Source organism: Micromonospora polyrhachis (assembly GCF_014203835.1).
GTDB lineage: Bacteria > Actinomycetota > Actinomycetes > Mycobacteriales > Micromonosporaceae > Micromonospora_H > Micromonospora_H polyrhachis.
Map to the genome: position 1 here is coordinate 4,743,035 of NZ_JACHJW010000001.1, position 19,961 is coordinate 4,762,995.

The window sequence follows — 19,961 nt, forward strand, 5'->3', positions numbered from 1 at the left end:
GTCAGGTACGGGACCGGAGCCGGCGGAGCATCCGGGCATCCTCGAAGCCGACGGCTCGGGCGGCTGACTCCAGCGTCGTACCGTGCCCAATCAGATGCTCGGCGCGTTCGACCCGGAGCAGATGCTGGTAACGCAGCGGTGTCATGCCGGTCGCCTTGCCGAACAGTCGGGTCAGGGTCCGTTGGCTTACCCCACCGGCTGCCGCCAGCCGGCTCAGCGGCAGCCGTTCGGTGAACCGCGAATCGATCAGATCCTGTACCCGGTGCACCACGTCGTGCAGGTGCGCCCGGTGCCGCAACATGGTGCTGGCCTGCCGCTCGTCACCGTTGCGGCGGGCGTAGACCACCATTGCGCGGGCGATCCGGGCGGCGACGCCGGGGCCATGCCGGATCGCGACGAGATGCAACGCGAGGTCGATGCCGCTGGCGATGCCGGCCGAGGTGACCACCCGCTCGTCCACGACGTACAGCACGTCGCGCACCACGGTTGCCCTCGGGTAGCGCCGGGCCAACTCGTTCTGCACGCCGTGGTGGGTGGTGCAGCGGCGACCGTCGAGCAGACCGGCCCGGCCCAGCGCGTCCGCCCCGGCGCATACGCTGGCCACCGTGCCACCGGTCGCGTGGTGTTCGGCCAACCGCCGCAGGCTGTCCGCGCCGAGGTGCCCGGTGCGGGCGAGGCTTGGTGCCCGCCAGCCGGGTACGACGACGAGGTCCTCCGGCGCGAGGGCCGGCCAGCTCAGCGTGGCCCGGACCGGTAGGCCCTGGGCGGTCGGCACGTCCTCCTGTTCGGCCACGTAGACGAGCCGGTAGTCGTATCCGAACTCCGCAGCGGTGTGGAACACCTGGGCGGGCCCGGCGACGTCCAGCAGGTGCAGTTGCGGGACAAGCAGGAAGACGACCTGGGTCACGATATGGTCAGCCGTTCACCGGTGTGGCCAGTTGGCTGGTCAGTTCTGCGACAGTACGGATCGTCGCGAACCGACCGGCCAGGGCGTACTCGGTCCGGCTGACGATGTCAGCGGTGTGCAACGTCCTCGGATCGGCCAGGATCTCGGCCGGGGTGAGCCCTTTCGGCGCGTTTCGGTGCGGAATGGGGAAGGTCGCGGTCGCGTCGGTCACGAAGGTCACGTCGAAGCCGAGGTCTGCGGCCACCCGGGTGGTCGTCTCACAGCACTGTTCGGTCTGGATGCCGCAGACGACCAGCTTGCGGATGCCCCGGGCGGTGAGCAGTTGTTGCAGGTTGGTGGTGGTGAAGGCATTGCGCGAGGTCTTGGTGATGACCGGTTCGTCCTCGGCCGGCACCAGCCCGTCGATCAGCCGGACATAGCCGCTGGCCGGGTCGAAGGGAGTGTTGCTGCCCGGTGCGGTGTGCAGAACCCAGACGACGAGGTCACCCGCGTCCCGGGCCGCGGTCACGAGGCGGTCTACCTGGGCGACGAGGTCGGGGTTGGAGACGGCCGACCAGATTGGCCGCTGCCGGAAGGACTCCTGGACGTCGATGACGACAAGTGCTTTGGTCATGCTCCGATCCTGGTCCGGCGACGACGCGAGGGTAAGGCACCATCATGTCCCGACCCGGACCGATCTGGTCACCGGTGCTCGGTGCCGGTGTGCCGTCGTACGGTGCTGCGCGTGCCGGGGAGTGCGTCTGCGGAAGGAGCAGTCGTCCGCCTTCGGCAGGGCCGGCGTGACCCACTCACTTGGGCAAGCCACGCCGGGCCGAAGGCAGCAACTACTTGGTGCTCACGTTCACGTCGGCGCCGCCGACAATGAGGGTGCAGTTGGGGTTCGCCGCACAGGCCTGGGCGGCCTGCAACTGCAACTTGGCCTTCTCCAACTCCAGGTAGCCGGGGGTCTTGTTCGCTTGGGCCAGCAGTTGGGCCTCGCGCACCTTCGCCTCTGCCCTGATCAGATCGGCTGCGGCCTGTTGCCGGGCGGCGAACACCGCAGCCCGAGCCTCAGCGATCTTGGGGTCGGCGAAGCCGATATCGGTGATCGAGATCCGGATCGGCGGGCAGCTTCCATTCGTACGGTCGAAGGTTGGACCACAGAAGTAGTCCCCACCGGTCTTGGTCCTCAACTCGTCCAGGAACGACTGCCCGAGCTGATCTTCGATCTGCTTCCAGATGCCGTTGGTGTTGGCGTCCAGGTCGTCGGCGGAATGGGTCCGCGTCGCCTCCCGGATCGCCTTCTCCTCAGCCGGGACCAAGGTGTTCAGAAGCATCTTGCGCCAGTTCTCGGTCGAGAACTCGCCGTCGGTCGCGACCTCGTAACGGCGTCCCGTCTTCTCCCAGAACTGCACGATCGGTGAGTTCTTACCGCCGTCGCAGTTGGTGTTCAGGTAGAACTCGGCCGTTGCGTGCACGATCACGTCGGGGCCGGGTTGACCGTCGGGGCCGGGCTTCGACGACGAGCGGATCGGCTGGTCGGTGTCCCCGCCATCCGGGCGGATGTTCCAGGTCCGTAGGGAGGTTGGCAGGGGATAGGTCACGTCGTCGATCGGGTAGGAGCCGGAGCCGCCCGGCTCGATGCACTCGACGAACTCCCTGTTGTCGCCGGCCCCGGACTTGTAGTAGAGGATGATCTGGTCGGGATCGGAGCGGGTGGCGCAGGCTGACAGGGTCGACGCGGCGGCGGCGAGGGCCAGCAGCCCGGCCAAGGCCCGCGCCGGGCGCGAGCGTCTGGTGCTCATCCGTTGAACTCCTTGTGGTAGTCGTCCAGCCACCGGCGGATGGCCTCGTTGGCTTGTGGTGCCAGCACTGTGACCTGATCCAGATCGACAGGATTGCGAAGTTGGGTCATGATCCGGGCCGCGAGTGGTGCAGGCGCATCCGCTCGACAACCTCGGACGGGGCAGGGCCAACCCCGTCCGATGTGGCGTTACGCTGCCGGCAAAACGTGAGCGGCACGCCGACGACGATAGGCGCCATCGTCAACCACCCAGCGACGTGCGCCTTCGGGGACTCTCGATGCATTGGACGTGGAGGCCGATGCGCTCCCGACGGACCGACCTCCGCGAGGCGGATTCGTCAACCGCGAGGCGGGATCATCAACCGCGAGGCGGGATCATCAACCGCGAGGCGGGATCATCAACCGCGAGGCGGGACGGGGCCGGTCGTCATGGTTCGGGTAGTGGTGAGGTCGGCATGAGCCGGGTGGTACGGGCTCTGCCGGTCACCCGATCGCCCGTCACCCGGTCACGCCGCTATCCGGTTAGGACTCCTTTTTGTAGGTGTCCTTCGTCCCGCCGTTTTCGCTGCTGACCGTGAACGAATCGTCATTGACCAGCTCGATCTGGAAGGTCAACTTCTTGTCCGGCTCGGTCGATCCGTCCTCCCGGCCGGTGAGTGCCAGCCGGTAGCGGTGGGTGGAGCCGTCCCCGGTGTATTCCAGCTTGCCGCGATAGGTAAGCGGGTCACCCTCGGTGAAGTAGACCGCCGAGCCGTCCGACTCCACCTTGATCGAGGAGACGTCGGTCGGGAAGTCGCCGCGAGCGACCCAGCGTCCCTTCAGTAGCCGGATCGGGTCACTGCTCGGGTTCGCAGCCCGGGTGGTGGTCGGGCTCGCGGCCGGGGTGCTCGTAGCCGTGCTGACCGGTGTGCCGGACGGTGGTTGTGCCGCGTCGGGGTTGCCGCCGTCGTCGACCCCACACGCTCCGACCCCGAGGATCGGTAGCAGGGCCAGGCTGACCGTTACGCCGATCCGGTGTCTCTTTGCGAGTCGCTTCACGAGAACTCCTCTGCCGATCTTGCCTGGTATCGACCACCTTAACCCGGATACCGATCGGCTGCTGAGTGGCGATTCGACTGTCTCCTGTCGACAAGATGCTGAAAGGTATTGCAGATATTTCGCCCACTGGTGACCCCGGGCTGCGCGCTGCTGGTCGGCTAAAGCGGGAAATCAGACGACTTGCCCAAGTGGCTATCCATCGAAACATGTGGTTCACATCTGGGCCGCGAGTTGTTACCCTCAGCATCACTCGTGGAAACTTTTGCGAAACCTGCAAGAAATCTGCAAGTCCGCGAGCTGTCCCGCCCATCCGGGAAATCCCCCGTCCCTTGGAGAGCGTGATGACTGTCCGTAGATCGATGGCCGCCACCTTGGCGGCCGTACTCGGATTTTCCCTGTCCCTTCTCGCCGCACCGACCAGCAGCCCCGCCGCCAGCGCTGCGCCCGCCCCCGAACCGACGACGACGGCGGCGGTGGAAAGCAACGGCAAGTCGATCGTCCACCTGTTCCAGTGGCGCTGGGACTCGGTGGCCCAGGAGTGCGAGACCAACCTCGGCCCGAACGGATGGGGCGGAGTCCAGGTCTCGCCACCCCAGGAACACGTGGTCCTGCCCAGCGCCGAGGGTGCAACCTATCCCTGGTGGCAGGACTACCAGCCGGTGTCGTACCGGTTGGACCAGACCCGGCGCGGCAACCGGGCCGACTTCATCGACATGGTCGAACGCTGCCGGGACGTGGGCGTGAAAATCTACGTCGACATGGTGCTCAACCACATGAGCGGCACCGGCTCGATCGGTAGTGGTTCGGGCAGCGCCGGCACCGTCTTCAGCAAGTACGGCTATCCCAACCTCTTCAACGACGGCTCCGGGGACAGCTATGGCTACGCCGACTTCGGCCCCTGCTATCGCAAGATCAGCAACTGGAACAGCAAGAGCGAGGTCCAGGACTGCGAACTGCTCGACCTGGCCGACCTCAACACCGCCGACCCCAACGTCCGCCGCAAGATTGCCAAGTACATGAACTCGGTGATCGACCTCGGGGTCGCCGGCTTCCGGGTGGACGCGGCCAAGCACGTCCAGGAGGCGCACCTCGCCGACATCATCTCGAAGCTGCACGACGTGCCCGGCTTCGGCGGTAAGCCCGACCTGTTCCACGAGGTCTACGGAGATGCGACGGTGCCCTACACGGCGTATGCCCCGTATGGCGGAGTCACCAACTTCGACTACCAGCGCGCGGTCTCCTCCGGCTTCAAGGACGGCAACATCGCGCAGTTCGCCAACCTGCCCAACTACGGCGGGCTGACCAGCGCCCAGGCGGTGGTCTTCATCGACAACCACGACACGCAGCGGTCGACGCCGACCCTGACCTACAAGAACGGCGACCGGTACTACCTGGCCGACGCGTTCATGATGGCCCACCCGTACGGCACACCCCAGCTGATGTCCAGCTACGCCTTCGGCTCGGTGGTGGCCCAGGGGCCGCCCAGCTCCGCCAACGGCACCACCAACGCCACCGACTGCGGCAGCTCGGCGTGGATCTGCGAGCACCGCAACGAGCAGGTCGCCGGCATGCCGAGCTTCCGTAACGCCACCGAGGGCACCGGGATCGGCAACACCGTCACCGACGGCAACGGCCGGCTCGGCTTCGCTCGCGGCAGCAAGGGGTACGCCGCCTTCAACGCCACCGGCAACGCCTGGAGCCGGACCTTCACCACCAACCTGCCTGACGGCGAATACTGCAACGTCGCCCGGGGCACCTACCGGGCGGCCACCGACGAGTGCACCGGTGGCGTGATCGCGGTCGCCGGCGGCACGTTCACCACCAGCATCCCGGCCAACCGGGGCGTCGCCCTGCACGTCGAGGCGATGACCGAATGCGACGACCCGGAGGGCTGCGACCCGGTCGACCCGCCGCTGGACGACACCTCCTTCGCCGCCACCGTGGAGACCTCGTACGGCCAGGAGGTCTACGTGGTCGGCTCGATCCCGGAGCTGGGCTCGTGGAACCCGGCCAACGGTCTGCACCTGACCACCGACGCGACCACCTATCCGGCCTGGTCCGGCTCGGTGGACATCCCGGCCGACACGTCGTTCGAGTGGAAGCTGGTGAAGGTCTCGCCGGACGGCTCGGTGCAGTGGGAGAACGACCCGAACCGCACCGGGACCGGAGGCAACGCGTTCACCGTCACCTGGAACCAGGCCGGTGGCGGCGGAGGCACCAGCGCAGCGGTCTCCTTCCATGCCACCGTGACCACCTGGTACGGCCAGGAGGTCTACGTGGTCGGCTCGGCCCCGGAGCTGGGCTCGTGGAACCCGGCCAACGCGGTGCGACTCACCGCCGACGAGAGCAGCTACCCGACCTGGAAGGGCACGGCGAACCTGCCGATCAACCAGCAGTTCGAATACAAGTTCCTCAAGAAGGACCCGAACGGGACGGTGACCTGGGAGTCCGGCGGAAACCGCTCCTACACCCCGACCGGAGCGGTGACCCTCACCGACACCTGGCGCTAGCCGGCGCTGCGGGCCCCGGCCCCGCGTACCTCGGTACGCAGGGCCGGGGTCATTGTTATGTTCGCCGGCTTAGAACGAGTGTTCGATGGCGGCGTAGGCTGCCCAAATGACCGACATGGCGTACCAGCCCTCGATGTTGGACCTGGCCGACGAGCCGACCCTGGGCCGGCTGGCCGGACGCGTCCGACGTCACGAACTGACCCGTGGTGCCTGGGTGGACCACCTGCCCGGCTGGGTGGTCGGCTCCGACGCCGTGCTCCGGACGTTGCTGCGGGACGTCGAGTGGCGGGCCGAGCGTCGGGAGATGTACGACCGCGAGGTCGACGTGCCACGCCTGCTGCGCTGGTACGCCGGACACGAGCGGCTGCCCCACGAGCTGCTGACGCAGGCGCGTCAACAGCTCACCGATCACTACGCCGATGAGCTGGGCGAGCCGTTCGTCACCGCCGGCATGTGCCTGTACCGCGACGGACGGGACAGTGTGGCCTGGCATGGCGACACGAAGGGCCGGTCGGCGCGACACGACACGATGGTGGCGATCGTCTCGTTCGGCTCACCCCGACCACTGTTGCTGCGCCCGAGGGATGGCGGCCTGAGGGATGGCGGCCTGAGGGATGGCGGCCTGAGGGATGGTGGCCTGAGGGATGGTGGTCCGAGCCTGCGTTTTCCACTGGGTCACGGCGACCTGGTCGTGATGGGCGGCTCCTGCCAGCGGACCTGGGAGCACGCCATCCCGAAGACCAGCCGGCCGGTCGGGCCACGCATCAGCGTGCAGTTCCGTCCGGCCGGTGTCGCGTGACCGCTGCGGCGAGGGCGCTGCCCGGTGTGGCGTAGCTAGGCGGCAGGCACCGTCATCGGCGTCCCGCCAGCTCAAGGTCCCCGTCTGGCTGCTCGCCTCGCCTCCGGTCGTCTGGCTGCTCGCCTCGCCTCCGGTCGTCTGGCTGCTCGCCTCGCCTCCGGTCGTCCGGCTGCTCGCCTCGCCTCCGGTCGTCCGACTGCTGGCCGTGCTCTCGGGAGTCGGCGATCCGCAGCGCCTCGACGAGTTGACGGTAGAGGTCGTCGGTGGCGAGGAGTTCGCTGTGGGTGCCCTGGGCTCGGATCCGTCCATCCTCCATCACCGCGATGCTGTCGGCGTCGAGCACCGTGGAGAGGCGGTGGGCGATGGTGACGACGGCACCGACGGCGGCCCGGTCCCGGATGCAGTCGTGCAGGGCCGCCTCGGTGAGCCCGTCGACCTGCGCGGTCGCTTCGTCCAGCAGCAGGACCTCCGGGGTACGCAGGATCGCCCGGGCCAGGGCGATGCGCTGCCGCTGACCGCCGGAGACCGCACTGGAGGAGAGTGAGGTGTCCAGGCCCTCGTCCAGCGAGTCGATCTTTTCGTCCAGCCGGACCGCCTTCAGGACGGCCCGTAGCTCGTCGTCGGTGGCATCGGGGTGGGTGAAGAGCAGGTTGTCCCGGATGGTGCCGGGCACGACCGGCGTCTCCTGTTCGACGTACGCGAGTTTGGCCCGAACCTCGCTGTGCGAGTACGTCGCGTAGGGACGACCGTCGAGCAGCAGTTCCCCCTCGGTCGGTTCGAGGAAGCGCAGGACCAGGGAGAACAGGGTCGTCTTGCCCGCTCCCGAGGGGCCGACGATGGCGGTGTGCCCCCGGCGCGGGATGGTCAGGTCGATGCCCCGAACGGCGGGGGCGGTGTCCGGCGCGTACCGCGCGGTGACGGCGCGGAAGACGAGCACGGGCGAGTCGTCGTACCCGGTCTGGTCTGCTGTGGACGGCCCGGCGGGGGCGGCTGCCACCCGGGGTTCGACGGCGATGGCCTCGATCTCGCGGATGCGGGACGCGGCGGCGATGCCGGCCTGGAGGGCGGTGACGTTCTGGGTCAGCTCGCTGATCGGGCCCATCAGTTGGAAGGCGTAGAGCAGGAAGGCGATGAGGCTGGAGAGCTCCAACAGCCCGAGCTGCGCTCGCCAGGCACCGATGCCGAGGATCGCGATGATCGACAACTGGATGCCGGTCCAGGCGATCGTCCAGACCGAGGCGGTCCGCCGAGCGGCCCGTACGCTGTGCGCGGCCGAGTCCCGGGCGTCGGCGATGATCCGCTCACCCTGCCGGACCTCGGCCCGGCTCGCCTTGACGGTACGGATCGCGCGAAGCGCACCTTCGAGTGATCCGCCGAGCCGGCCGACCGATTCCTGTGCCGCCTCCTGCGCCTTGGCGATCGAGGGCATCAGCGTCGCCATGATGATGGCGACCACGATCACCGCGACCAGGGTGCTGCCGAGCAGTACGAGGTCGAGCACGCCCATCAGTACCAGGGTGCCGAGCAGGGCGAGCGTGCTGTTGATCAGTCCGACGATGCTGCCGGACGCCTGGTGCAGGAGTGCGGTGTCGGAGGTGACCCGGGTGACCAGCTCGCCGCTCGGTCGCTTGAGCAGTTCACCGATCTTCGCGGCGAGGTAGCGCCGGATGACCGAGGTGCGGGCGTCCAGCACAACCCGTTCGGCCAGGGTGCCCAGCAGCACCCACTGCCACAGCGACACCGCCGCACCCACGACGACCAGGGCCAGCAGTACGGCGATCGGTTGGGTCATCGACGCGGCGGCACCGAGGGTGTCGAGGACCCACTTGGTGACCATGGGTGTGGCGAGTCCGATGGCGTTGGCGAAGAGCCCGAGCACGAGTCCGAGCAGCAACACCCGCCAGTGCGGGGTGACGAAGGAGAGGAGGAGCCGAAGTCGCGGAAGAGATGCGTCTGATTTCGGATCGTTCACGTCCTCTAGTGGAACACATCTGTTCCACTACGGTCAAAGGATTTACCGTTTAGGGGCGCTTGCTAACCTCATCGGGTGAGCGACGTGAAGGAAAGCGGCAGTCGAGCCCGTACCCGGCAGGCGATCATCGAGGCCGCCATCGAGGTGCTCGGGCAGAATCCGGCCGCATCCCTCGGTGAGATCGCGGTGGCGGCGGACGTCGGCCGGACCACCCTGCACCGCTACTTCCCCGAGCGGTCCGACCTGCTGGCCGCGATCAGCGCGGAGAGCGTGGCCCGGATCAACCAGGCGGCCGAACGCGCCCGCCTCGGCGAGGGCACCGGTGCCGAGGCGCTACGCCGGCTCTGCCACGAATACTTCGACCTTGGCGATCTGCTGTCGCTGCTCTTCAACGATCCGCAACTCGTCGGCAATCCGGTGGGGGACGACCAGGGCGGTTGTGACCCCCGGTTCGACGCGATGGTCGAGCGGGGCCATCGAGACGGCTCACTCGATCCGGAGCTGCCAGCCTCCTGGCTACAGAGCGTGCTCTGGTCCCAGCTCTACAGTGGCTGGAGCTACCTCGCCGAGACCGGAGCCTCCCGCCACGAGGTGCTCCGCCTGGTCGTCCGCACCGTCGAGAAGGCCATCGGCCCGAGGTAAGGAAGGGCCCCGCCTGACGCCTCAACTGCCGGGGCGAACTTCCGGTCGTCCGGATGGCCCCGTGGGGATGGATGGTTACCCTGGTCATGCCTATTGATCGAGAGGCGGCGGCATACGGTCGGCTTCCGCTGACGTCCTGGGGTGCAGGTCGACGCCGGTCGCGGCTTCGTACCCGATGGTGGGTGAATCCTGCCGCTACGCGGGCATCGATCTCCGTACGCTCGTGGCATCGCCCAAAGGGCACCGCACGACAAAGACTTGAACGGTGACGAACCGACGACTCCGTGCGACCCTGCTGGCCGTCGCGCTGCCCATCGCCCTGACGATGGTCGCATGTGGGGCAGGAACCGCCGACCCGACAGCGCAACCGACCGAGCGGACGGTCGAGGTTTCGTCCTCGCCGACGTCGACTCCCACGGCTACTCCGAGCCCGAGCGCCGCATCGCCCACCCCGTCGCCGGACGTACCCGGGGCGTTGACCACCACCCTGCCGCCGCTGCCCAAGCCACCGGTCAAGCCGGCCCCCACCAAGAGCGTGAAGCCGACGAGAAAGGCACCAGCCCCGACGCCGAAGAAGACGACCACGACGAAGAAGCCCAGCGGCGGCAGCGCCTACTACGCGAACTGCGCGGCGGTACGAGCGGCGGGCAAGGCCCCGCTCTACCGCGGTCAGCCCGGCTATTCCCGCAAGCTCGATCGGGACGGTGACGGAGTCGCCTGCGAATGATCGTTCTGCCGGGGCGAGGTCGACCACGTGCTGACCATGCCCGTGTCCCCTGGGTGTCCCCATACGCAGAGCGACGCCCCTCCGGTTTGTTGATTGGAGGGGCGTTTCGCCTGTTCAATCCCTGCGCGCCCGGCAGGATTCGAACCTGCGGCCTTGAGATTAGAAGTCTCCTGCTCTATCCGCTGAGCTACGGGCGCCTGGTGTGGTGCGCCAGAAGGTTACCCAAGCCGCCGGTTGGTCGTCCGGCTGGATGGGGGGGTGACCGTCCGGCCAGCACATCCTAGGTTTACAGACCGGCCGCTGACGAGCATCAGGTTTTCGATGTCCCTGGGTGTCGGCCGGTCGTCGCCCTCAGGTGCCGGCTGGGTCACCGCTCCGCTTCGCCGGTGTCGGCCGGGGTGAGGAACGCGTCGACCCAGCGGCCCAGTTCGGTGAAGACCTGCTCGCGAACAGCCGGTCCGGAGAGCGTGAGATCGTGCATGCCGCCGTCGAACCGGACCAGGGTGACGTGCCGTCCTAGTCGGGGTGCCCAACGGACCATGTGTTCCACGTCGAGTACGGCGTCGGCCAACGCCGCCGAATCCTGCCACCGGGCGCCCCGGAAGCTCCGTGTCGAGCAGGCCAGCATCACCGGTACGGGGATCGCCAGCCCCGCCCGCAGCTGCTGCTGGGCCCGGCGGATGGCGGCCAGCCACCCGACCCGTACCGGGAATCCACCGAGCGGCTTCCAGGCCAGGTCGTAGGTCCACTCGCCGCGCTGGGTGGCGTGCAGGCTCTGGCCGTACACGTTGGGGAGCCGGATCGGGACGACCCGGTAGGGCGACCCCCGACCGAGCCAGGTCACGGCCGACGCCAACGGCCGGCGTACCAGCCAGGGGGCGTTCAGGTCGAAGAAGGGGCTGTTGAGGAATGCCCCGTCGACGATGCCCGCGTCCCGTCGGGCGTGCGCCCAGAGCGCGGTGAGCAGGCCGCCGGTGGAGTGCCCGATGGTCAGCAGGGTGTCGTGGCCGTCCTCGGCGCGGATGATCCGGGCCGCCTCGTCCAGCTCCGGGAAGTAGTCGCTCAGGTCGCGGCAGAAGTTCGGTGTCTGGTGGGGGAGCAGGCTACGGCCGTACTTGCGCAGGTCGAGGGCGTAGAAGTCCCATCCGCGCTCGGTGAAGAACTCGGCCAGGTGGGTCTGGAAGAAGTAGTCGACGAACCCGTGTACGTAGAGCACGGCCCGCCGGCTCGGCTGCTCCGCGCGACACCGGACGAGGGTGGCCACCACCGGGCCTTCGTCGTCCTGCCCCAGGTCGATCGTGTGGCACTCGTACGGGGTGCCGAGGACATCCGGTTCCACGCTGCGACGTTACCTCGCGGTAGCGGTAGCAGATAAGTGCATGATCAGGTTCTTTTCCACAGGTGCCCCGGTTGTCCACAGCTCGCGGTTGCGTGGTCGCGGCGGCAGGTGGCTGCGGTCCAGGCTGTGCGACGAGTCGACTCGGACAGATCGTGGAACCGGAACCCTGTGGAGGGGCGATGTTCGATACGTATGTGACCGTGGTGGGAAACGTGCTCACCGCGCCGGAGTGGCGGCGTACGACGCAGAGCGGCACGCTGGTGGCCAACTTCAAGGTGGCGTCGACCGCCCGCCGGCTCGACCGGGAGAGCGGCCGGTGGGTGGATGGAAACAGCCTTCGCGTACGCGTCAACTGCTGGCGCAAACTCGCCGAGGGGGTCGCCTCCTCGATCATGGTCGGTGACCCGGTGGTGGTGGCCGGCCGCCTGTACACCCGGGACTGGGTCGACGACGCCGGTAACCACCGCACCCTCTACGAGCTGGAGGCGGTCGCCGTGGGGCACGACCTGTCCCGGGGGCGGGGCAAGTTCCAGCGCAACCGGCCGAGCATGACCACCAGTTCGATCGAGGACGAGGAGGCCGAGGCCCGAGTCCACGGGGAAATCGCCGAGCTGGTGGCGGAGGATGAGGCCCCGACTCGGCCCGACGACCGCCCGTTCGACGACGACGATCTGTCGGAGATGCCGGTCTCCCCAGCGGGTGGCTACCTACCCGCGCTCGGCCAGCGGTCCGCGACCGACGTCCGGATTGGTGATCTCGATGCGGAGGAAGGCATCGAGGAGGAGGACGTCGAGTCGGCTGCCCTGCCGGTGCCGGCCTGATCGGCCTGATCGGTCTGATCGTGCGGATCGGATGGATCGGCCTGATCGAATGGATCGGCCTGATCAGATGGATCGGGCGGATCGGGCGGTTCAGCTTCGGGGTGGAGGCGGGATGTCAGGGCACCCGTCCTCCCCCCGGGATCGGTTCCTTCTCGGCACCCAGCCGATGAGCCGGCCGTAGATCAGTGCGGGGTCTGTCGGGTAGAGGTCGGCCAGCGCCACCACGTACAGGCCAGCCAGGTAGACATGTAACCCGATCCGATCGGCGGCGAACTCGTGCAGCAAGCCCAGTCGGGCCGTGCCACAGGGCCACGGGCCACCGCAGGCGCGGCACAGCCAGAGACGCCGGATCGGGGTGTGCGTGGTCACCGGCCGTCGTCCGGTGGTGGAAACGGGTGCACCAGCACACCTGGCACCTGTAGCGCGCTCAGGTGCACGTACACCGTGTGCTCCAGCGGCCAGCCGCGTGCGCGCTGCGGTATGTCCCAGCCGCTGACCTCCACGCAGGAACGGCCATCGGCGTGTGTCACCGGCCCGACGCTCGTTACCTCCAGCCACAACAGGTCATCCCCGTCGGGGAGGTAGTGGGAGCCGAGCAGGGACATCAGCGTGCCAGGCACGACACGCTCCGCGACCCACGCGGAGAGTACGCGGTGCGCGTCGAGGGGGTCCGGTTGTCTCATCAGGCACCGTGCCGAGGGTGGTAGCTCCGAGGTCCAGGGGACGGGGGAGTCGGCGCGCACCCGAGGTGCCCCTTCGCCGGGAAACGGATACCGGTCCGGGCAGGGCCATCTCAGTCCACAGACGCAGCGGCGGCCCAGGGTGCGCCAGTCACGGCGATGTTCGATGAGAGTGACTCTTCGGCCGTAGCGCATGGCAATGGTCCTCTCTGCACTGAGATCGAGGTCGGGTGGGGACCACCGCGCGGGGCGCGGGGGAGGCGGGCGGTGGTCCCCGGATCGGAAGAGTTCCCGCTGGCGGCATTGCCGTACCGCCACATCCGATAGACACATGCTGGTGTTCGGATGACTACGCTCGGAAGGTGGTCGGGGCAGGTGGGCCCGCGCTGGGTAGGTCGCGGCAGCGCCAGGGCGAGGTGAGTAGTGGATCTATGACGGTGAGGGGAACTGGATGTCTGATCTAGCGGGACCATTGGCAGAGTTCGTCGTTGGGGAGATCCGCCGGGGCCGAGGGGCCGCCGGCATGACGCAGGAAGCATTCGGCCGGAAGGCCGGGTTCAGCGCCTCGCATGTCAGCGCCGTGGAGAGCGGTACCCGGGCGTTGACGATGTCGTTCGTCCGAGGCGCTGACCGTGCTTTGGAGACGGGGGGCTTCTATGAGCGCCTGGTGACCAGGTTCGGTGCTCCGTCGTGGTTCCGGCCGTGGCTGGACGCCGAGCGCGCCGCGATCCAGCTCTGCTGCTTCCATCCGAACCTGATTCCGGGCCTGCTCCAGACGGCGGACTACGCGCGCGCCGTGCTGCGGCTGGCCCCCCGGTTGACCGACGACGAGGTCGACGAGCGGGTCGCCACCAGACTGGAGCGGCAGGGGATCCTCACCCAGGGTCACCCGCCGCAGCTCGTCGCGGTGGTGAACGAGACCGCCATCCGTCAAGCCGGTGAGGGCTGTGCCAAGGTCATGCCCGAGCAACTGCTGCACCTGCACAGGTGTGCCGAGCGGCCCAACATCAGCGTCCACGTCGTCCCGTCGAGCGCGGGGCTGCACGCGGGGCTCTCCGGTCCGCTGCTGCTGGCGCGCATGGCCGACAACAGTTGGGCGGGGCACCTGGAAAACCAGCTCGGTGGGACGGGGGCGGATCGACCGGAAGATCTGGATACGCTGTTGGAGCGGTGGGAGAGCATCCGCAACGAGGCGCTGCCGAGCCGGCAGTCCCTGGCGCTCATCGAGGAAGTGGCGAACTCATGGATCTGATTGACGCTCGGTGGCGGAAGTCCACCCGCAGCGGCACCAGCGGCGGCGACTGCGTCGAGGTGGCCGACAACCTTCCCGGCATCGTCCTGGTCCGGGACACCAAGAACCGCGATGGCGGCACGCTGACCTTCGATCCGGCCGCGTGGCGCGCGTTCGTCGGCTTCGCCGCCGAGCGGGCAAGCAACTGACCCACCCGAAGCGCTCGCCCCGATTCTCGGTGGCGAGAGCGGTGTACAGCTAGCCGCTGACCTGGTCCGGGTGCGCGGGTAATCGTCCTGGGTACGCAGGTAACCAGACAGGCGGATCGGTCGAGCTGGACGGGCGGTGAACAGGGTCCTGGATAGCGGGGGCCAGGTCCGGTTCGGCGGGGATTTTCGGAAGCGCTGGTAATCATGGCGTCATGGACCCTACGGCGCCTCGTGAGGTCCATGACGCCATGATTACCTTTGTTGACTGGCGCTGCCCATCGGATGCCACGGCACCCCGCCCCGTATACGCCCCTAGCTCGACAGGCTGACGAACGACCATCACCACGGCAGAGACGACAGAAACTCAGCGTTCCGACTTGCGGGGTGGGGCGCCGCTGAACTATCGGTGATCACGTCACCACTCAGACCGGATTCCCGGCCAAGCACGCGGCAGCGCGATCACCGAGCTGCAGCTCAGTAGATAATGCCCACCGCGAGGCAGCCGGTCGTAGCGCCTCCGACGTATTCCCCGCCATAAATTTCGGAGACGTTGTCGGCAAAGTTGTAGGTTACGGTCTTCGTCGTGCCCTTGCCGCCGCTGTTGTGTACCCGTTCTTTCCGCGAGCCGCCATCACTGTATTCCGCCCTCAGGCACATGCCTGCGGCTTCGCCGTCCGCAACGGTGTCCTTGACGTTGACCTCCACGTAGAATCGGCCGCCAGACCACCACCAGGAGCCGTACGCCCAGGAGCCCGCCATGTCACTGTAAGAGCCGGTCAGATCCCATTTGACCGCGGCTTGCGCAGGAGCGGGCGCCACCACGATGCCACCGACCAGGACGGCGAGTCCTGTCGCCAGCGACATCAGATATCGACGGATCTTCATCCGCGCCTTCCTTCCAGGGATGGAAATTCATCACGATAATCGCTTAGCTGGTTGAGGAACGTCAACTCCATGGACGAGCACAGCTTCCCGGCGGTCAGAGATTCCTCGCCTTTTTCGACAACGGCTCTGGCCACCGGATGTCACGACACCCCGCCCCGTTATGCATCCAGCCGACAGCCTGACGAACGATCGTCACCGACGGTGGAGACGACAGAAACTTAGCGCTCGGATACTTGAGGGTGGCCCTGCCTGTCAGGGTGAGTTGAGGTCAGTGGCTTGTAGTAAGTCCGACTGGCAGGGCGAGATCGGGATCGATTGATGGTGAGTGTTTCTGCTGTTGGCGGGCCGGCCCGGGAAGATGGGGGTTACGCCGGGCCGGGTCAGCCGGATTGAGAACGGCGCTCTGGGGGCCAACGAGGTGGCGACCCTCGGCCGATACGCACGAGCGCTGGGTGTTCGGATGCGGATCATCTTCGACTACGGCGGGGACCTCCGTCAGATCGCCTGATCGCGCAATGGCTGGGCGAGCCAGATGCTCCTGCGTCTGAGCACGTACGACGGCAACGGTATGGGCATTGGCCTAGATGATTGAGTCCTAAATCTTTGCTGGTGGGAGGTGCCGGCGTACTGGTACAGGGAAGGGTGTCGTTGTCTGCTCGTGACAGCTGACATCAACACCCTTCTGACCGCACTGTACGTGTTCGTAGACGATCACCTGGTACCGCGTCGCCGCCGTCCCGGCCGGCCCCAGCGGTTGTCCGACGCCGAACTGGTCTGCCTGATGATCACCCAGGTCCTGTTCGACTTCCCTCGTGAACGGCACTGGATCCGCTGGGCCGGCACCCACCTGCGCGACATGTTCCCGTACCTGCCGACCGCGTCCGGCTACGGCAAACGGGTCCGCGGCAGCGGTCAGCTCATCGCCACCGTGCTCCGGGCCCTGGCCCATGTCACCCCGACCAGTGCCCCGATCCTCAGGTTGATCGACTCCACCCCGGTACCGTGCGGCACCTCGCGGGAGACCACGAAACGTTCGGACCTGGCCGGGGACGCCGGCTACGGCTACAGCGCCTCACACTCCCGCTACTTCTGGGGCATGCGCCTGTATCTACTGGCCACAGCCGAGGGCATGCCCGTGCTGTGGTGCCTGGCCAACCCGAAACTCGACGAACGGGAGGTGATGGCCGCCCTCATCGAGGCCGACCACCACCTAATCGCCGACGGGCAGGTCATCCTGGCCGACCGTGGCTTCGCCAGCCCGGAGTTCGACCAGTTCTGCGACCTGCGCAGCATCCACCTGGTCCGCCCGAAACGCGCCAACGCCACAGCCGACGCCCCACGCACCCCGGCCGAGAAAGCCCTGCTCCGCGCCCGCCAATGGATCGAGTCGATCTTCCAGAGCCTGAAAGGCCAACTCTCCCTGGAACGACACGGAGCCCGCCGACACGACGGCCTGTTCGCCCGCGTCGGTCAACGCCTACTCGCCCTGGCCGCCGTGATCTGGCACAACACCAACATCGGCGCACCCAACCCAAGATCACTCATCGCATACGACCATTGACCAGCAAGAATTTAGGACTCAATCATCTAGGCTGCACCAGGGGTGATCAACATGCGGGTGACGACCGGCTTGGCTAACACGATCGGCCTGGCCAAGAAGACCGGCCTGGCCAAGAAGACCGGCCTGGCCAAGGCAGCAAACGTGGCCAACGCGACCAGTCTGGCCAACGCGGCGGGCCTGGTGGCGGGCTACACACTTGACGCGTTGCTCGGTGATCCACGTCGGTTCCACCCGGTGGCGGGGTTCGGGCAGGCGGCGGGAGCGCTCGAACGACGGCTCTACCGGCCGCACCGCTCGGCCGGGACGCTGCACACCGCGCTGGCGGTCGGCGTACCGGTGCTGCTGGGGGCGGCGGCGACCGCAGCGACCCGACGGCACCCGGTGGCGCGTGCGGTGCTCGTCGCCGCCGGCACCTGGACCGTGCTCGGTGGTCGTACTCTGCGCCGCGAAGCCACGATCATGGGCAAGGCACTGCACAGCGGTGACCTGCCGGCCGCCCGGGACCGACTGGGCCATCTCTGCGGGCGCGACCCGGCAACGCTGGACGAGCCGGAACTCGCCCGCGCCACCGTCGAGTCGGTCGCGGAGAACACCTCCGACGCGGTGGTCGCACCACTGTGCTGGGGAGCGGTCGCGGGCCTGCCTGGCCTGCTCGGATACCGGGCGGCGAACACCCTCGACGCGATGGTGGGACACCGATCACCACGGTACGAACGGTTCGGCACCCCGGCCGCCCGCCTCGACGACCTGCTCAACCTGGTGCCGTCCCGGCTGACCGGCCTGTTGACCATCGCCACCGCCCCGGTCGTACATGGGGACCGGGCTGAGGCATGGCGGGTCTGGTGGCGGGACCGCAACGACCACCCAAGCCCCAACGCCGGGCAGTGCGAGTCCGCCATGGCCGGCGCGCTCGGCGTACGACTCGGTGGGCGCAACATCTACTTCGGGCGCTCCGAGGTTCGCCCCTTCCTCGGCGACGGTCCCCGTCCGGATGCGCGACACATCAAGCGGGCCGCCCGACTCTCCGGGGCCGTCGGCCTGGCCGTGCTCGGACTGACGGCGGGCCACGCGGCCGCGGCACCCGCCCGGCGGGCGATCCTCCGCTGGGCACTGCGCGGGGTACGGGGCCGGACCGGAGGCCAGGCATGACCCGGGCGCTGCTCGGTTCCAGCCCGGCGATGAGTGGGGGCCGCCCGCCCCGGCGCCGCCCGCCCCGGAGCCAGGCGTGATCGGGGCGCTGCTCGTCGCCGGGGCCAGCTCCGACGCGGGCAAGAGCGTGGTCACCGCCGGGATCTGTCGGTGGCTGCACCGACGCGGAGTCCGAGTCGCCCCCTTCAAGGCACAGAACATGTCCAACAACTCGGCGGTGGCGATCAGCCCCGCCGGGCGGGGTGGCGAGATCGGCCGGGCACAGGCGTTGCAGGCCGCTGCCTGCGGTCTGGCCCCCGACCTCCGGTTCAACCCGGTGCTGCTCAAGCCGGGCAGTGATCTTTCCAGCCAGGTCGTCCTGCTCGGCGAGGCGGTCGACACGGTCACCGCGACCAACTTCCGTACGCTGCGCCCCCGCCTCGCCGAGACCGCCTTCGCCGCCCTGGCCGAACTGCGCGCCGAGTACGACGTGGTGGTCTGTGAAGGGGCGGGCAGCCCGGCCGAGATCAACCTGCGGGACACCGACTACGTCAACATGGGGCTGGCCCGGCACGCCAACCTGCCCACCATCGTGGTTGCCGACATCGACCGGGGTGGGGTCTTCGCCTCCCTCTTCGGCACGCTCGCCCTGCTCGACGCCGCCGACCAGGCACTGATCGCCGGCTTTGTGATCAACAAGTTCCGGGGCGACCTGGGACTGCTCCAACCGGGGCTGGACATGCTCCAGCGGGTCACCGGGCGGCCGACGTACGGGGTGCTGCCCTGGCACGTCGACCTGTGGCTGGACGCCGAGGACTCACTCGCCTACGGGCGGGTGCTCGGCCGACCGGCACCCCCGTGCGGTACCGAGTGGCTGGACGTGGCCGTGGTCCGGCTGCCCCGGGTCTCCAACGCCACCGACGTGGAGGCGCTGGCCACCGAGCCCGGCGTACGGGTCCGGCTGACCGTGGAGCCGGCCGAAATCGCCGCCGCCGACCTCGTCGTACTCCCCGGGACGAAGTCCACCGTGGACGACCTGGACTGGCTTCGGCGGACCGGCGTCGCCGACGCCATCCGAGCGCACGCCGCTACCGGCCGCCCGGTGCTCGGCATCTGTGGGGGCTACCAGATGCTCGGTCGATCCATCCACGACGAGGTGGAGAGCCGGCTCGGCAGCGTCGCCGGGCTCGGCCTGCTGCCCATCGAAGTCACCTTCGACAAGCGCAAGACGGTCGCCCGCTCGGTGGGCACGGCCTACGGCATGGTCAACGCCCCGGCCTACCGCATGGTCAACGCCCCGGCCGTCGGCACGGTCCCGGTCCGGGGCTACGAAATCCACCACGGCTACGTCTCGTCCGCAGATCCGGATCTTGCGCCGCTGCTGACCTACGCCGACGGTCGCGCGGAGGGAGCCGCCGCCGGCCATGTCTTCGGTACGCACTGGCACGGGGCCTTCGAGTCCGACGAGTTCCGCCGTCGCTTCCTGACCGAGGCGGCCCGACTCGCCGGCCGGCACGGCTTCCAGGCTGCCCCGGACACCTCCTTCGCCGCCGCCCGCGAACGCACGCTCGACCTACTCGGTGATCTTGTCGAGGAGCACCTGGACACCGACGCGCTCTGGCGAACCGTCATGGAGGGGCCCGCCGCCGACCTGCCGTTCGTGCCGCCCGGCGCACCGTAACGTCGGGAGTCGGGAGTCGGGAGTCGGGAGTCGGGAGTCGGGAGTCGG

Annotated in this window: 19 protein-coding genes, 1 tRNA gene and 1 pseudogene; 11 read left to right on the plus strand and 10 right to left on the minus strand. The window is 68.3% G+C overall.

Features of this window, described 5'->3' with window-relative positions; genetic code table 11:
- Position 1 precedes the first annotated feature (1 nt).
- The 4 genes from FHR38_RS20820 to FHR38_RS20835 form a co-directional block, all read right to left on the minus strand.
- Complete coding sequence (locus FHR38_RS20820) at positions 2-907, minus strand: GlxA family transcriptional regulator (RefSeq protein WP_184536252.1); 906 nt, start codon at positions 905-907, stop codon at positions 2-4.
- Positions 908-914: 7 nt separating this feature from the next.
- The gene (locus FHR38_RS20825; protein ID WP_184536253.1) at positions 915-1,520 is read right to left on the minus strand and encodes a cysteine hydrolase family protein; all 606 of its coding nucleotides are present in this window, start codon (positions 1,518-1,520) and stop codon (positions 915-917) included.
- Between the two features lie 211 nt (positions 1,521-1,731).
- Positions 1,732-2,691, minus strand: coding sequence for an SPFH domain-containing protein (locus FHR38_RS20830; RefSeq protein WP_184536254.1), 960 nt, complete (start codon positions 2,689-2,691; stop codon positions 1,732-1,734).
- Positions 2,692-3,212: 521 nt separating this feature from the next.
- Positions 3,213-3,728 (minus strand): hypothetical protein, encoded by a 516-nt coding sequence (locus tag FHR38_RS20835; protein ID WP_184536255.1) that lies wholly within the window; start codon positions 3,726-3,728, stop codon positions 3,213-3,215.
- A gap of 341 nt (positions 3,729-4,069) precedes the next feature.
- On the opposite strand from FHR38_RS20835, the gene FHR38_RS20840 reads away from it, so the two are divergent.
- Together FHR38_RS20840 and FHR38_RS20845 are read left to right on the plus strand one after the other, a co-directional pair.
- Entirely contained in the window at positions 4,070-6,238 is a 2,169-nt protein-coding gene (locus FHR38_RS20840; protein ID WP_184536256.1) for a carbohydrate-binding module family 20 domain-containing protein, read from the plus strand.
- A 106-nt stretch (positions 6,239-6,344) separates the two neighbouring features.
- The gene (locus tag FHR38_RS20845) at positions 6,345-7,037 is read left to right on the plus strand and encodes an alpha-ketoglutarate-dependent dioxygenase AlkB (RefSeq protein WP_184536257.1); all 693 of its coding nucleotides are present in this window, start codon (positions 6,345-6,347) and stop codon (positions 7,035-7,037) included.
- A gap of 52 nt (positions 7,038-7,089) precedes the next feature.
- Here FHR38_RS20845 and FHR38_RS20850 read toward each other — a convergent pair whose 3' ends face one another.
- Positions 7,090-9,009 carry an ABC transporter ATP-binding protein gene (locus tag FHR38_RS20850; protein ID WP_312882307.1) on the minus strand — a complete coding sequence of 640 codons (1,920 nt, stop codon included), beginning with the start codon at positions 9,007-9,009 and terminating at the stop codon, positions 7,090-7,092.
- Between the two features lie 75 nt (positions 9,010-9,084).
- Here FHR38_RS20850 and FHR38_RS20855 point away from each other — a divergent pair, with 75 nt between their 5' ends.
- Positions 9,085-9,651, plus strand: a complete 567-nt coding sequence (locus FHR38_RS20855; protein ID WP_184536258.1) for a TetR/AcrR family transcriptional regulator — start codon at positions 9,085-9,087, stop codon at positions 9,649-9,651.
- A 265-nt stretch (positions 9,652-9,916) separates the two neighbouring features.
- Complete coding sequence (locus tag FHR38_RS31635; protein WP_312882309.1) at positions 9,917-10,378, plus strand: excalibur calcium-binding domain-containing protein; 462 nt, start codon at positions 9,917-9,919, stop codon at positions 10,376-10,378.
- Between the two features lie 124 nt (positions 10,379-10,502).
- Here the strand turns inward: FHR38_RS31635 and FHR38_RS20865 are convergent.
- Together FHR38_RS20865 and FHR38_RS20870 are read right to left on the minus strand one after the other, a co-directional pair.
- Positions 10,503-10,575, minus strand: a tRNA-Arg gene (locus FHR38_RS20865).
- 170 nt (positions 10,576-10,745) lie between these two features.
- Positions 10,746-11,717, minus strand: coding sequence for an alpha/beta hydrolase (locus FHR38_RS20870; protein WP_184536259.1), 972 nt, complete (start codon positions 11,715-11,717; stop codon positions 10,746-10,748).
- A 179-nt stretch (positions 11,718-11,896) separates the two neighbouring features.
- Here FHR38_RS20870 and ssb point away from each other — a divergent pair.
- Positions 11,897-12,367 (plus strand): annotated as a pseudogene (gene ssb, locus FHR38_RS20875) (single-stranded DNA-binding protein); the annotation flags it as partial.
- Between the two features lie 261 nt (positions 12,368-12,628).
- On the opposite strand, the gene FHR38_RS20880 reads toward ssb, so the two are convergent.
- Positions 12,629-12,907 (minus strand): hypothetical protein, encoded by a 279-nt coding sequence (locus FHR38_RS20880; RefSeq protein ID WP_184536261.1) that lies wholly within the window; start codon positions 12,905-12,907, stop codon positions 12,629-12,631.
- The gene (locus tag FHR38_RS20885; protein ID WP_184536262.1) at positions 12,904-13,221 is read right to left on the minus strand and encodes a hypothetical protein; all 318 of its coding nucleotides are present in this window, start codon (positions 13,219-13,221) and stop codon (positions 12,904-12,906) included. The genes FHR38_RS20880 and FHR38_RS20885 overlap by 4 nt, the downstream gene beginning before the upstream one ends.
- A gap of 448 nt (positions 13,222-13,669) precedes the next feature.
- Between FHR38_RS20885 and FHR38_RS20890 the strand changes: the two genes are divergently transcribed.
- Both FHR38_RS20890 and FHR38_RS20895 read left to right on the plus strand, forming a co-directional pair.
- Complete coding sequence (locus FHR38_RS20890) at positions 13,670-14,470, plus strand: helix-turn-helix domain-containing protein (protein ID WP_184536263.1); 801 nt, start codon at positions 13,670-13,672, stop codon at positions 14,468-14,470.
- The gene (locus FHR38_RS20895; RefSeq protein WP_184536264.1) at positions 14,461-14,658 is read left to right on the plus strand and encodes a DUF397 domain-containing protein; all 198 of its coding nucleotides are present in this window, start codon (positions 14,461-14,463) and stop codon (positions 14,656-14,658) included. Before FHR38_RS20890 ends, FHR38_RS20895 begins: the two co-directional genes overlap by 10 nt.
- 474 nt (positions 14,659-15,132) lie before the next feature.
- On the opposite strand, the gene FHR38_RS20900 is transcribed toward FHR38_RS20895, so the two are convergent.
- Positions 15,133-15,543 carry a hypothetical protein gene (locus FHR38_RS20900; RefSeq protein WP_184536265.1) on the minus strand — a complete coding sequence of 137 codons (411 nt, stop codon included), beginning with the start codon at positions 15,541-15,543 and terminating at the stop codon, positions 15,133-15,135.
- A 325-nt stretch (positions 15,544-15,868) separates the two neighbouring features.
- On the opposite strand from FHR38_RS20900, the gene FHR38_RS20905 reads away from it, so the two are divergent.
- The 4 genes from FHR38_RS20905 (at position 15,869) to FHR38_RS20920 (ending at position 19,913) form a co-directional block, all read left to right on the plus strand.
- Positions 15,869-16,051 (plus strand): helix-turn-helix domain-containing protein, encoded by a 183-nt coding sequence (locus FHR38_RS20905; RefSeq protein WP_312882310.1) that lies wholly within the window; start codon positions 15,869-15,871, stop codon positions 16,049-16,051.
- Between the two features lie 150 nt (positions 16,052-16,201).
- Positions 16,202-17,104 (plus strand): IS982 family transposase, encoded by a 903-nt coding sequence (locus FHR38_RS20910; protein ID WP_184536266.1) that lies wholly within the window; start codon positions 16,202-16,204, stop codon positions 17,102-17,104.
- A 51-nt stretch (positions 17,105-17,155) separates the two neighbouring features.
- Positions 17,156-18,253: a cobalamin biosynthesis protein gene (locus FHR38_RS20915; protein WP_184536267.1), complete on the plus strand. Its 1,098-nt coding sequence runs from the start codon at positions 17,156-17,158 to the stop codon at positions 18,251-18,253.
- Between the two features lie 76 nt (positions 18,254-18,329).
- Positions 18,330-19,913 carry a cobyric acid synthase gene (locus tag FHR38_RS20920; protein ID WP_184536268.1) on the plus strand — a complete coding sequence of 528 codons (1,584 nt, stop codon included), beginning with the start codon at positions 18,330-18,332 and terminating at the stop codon, positions 19,911-19,913.
- Positions 19,914-19,961 lie beyond the last annotated feature (48 nt).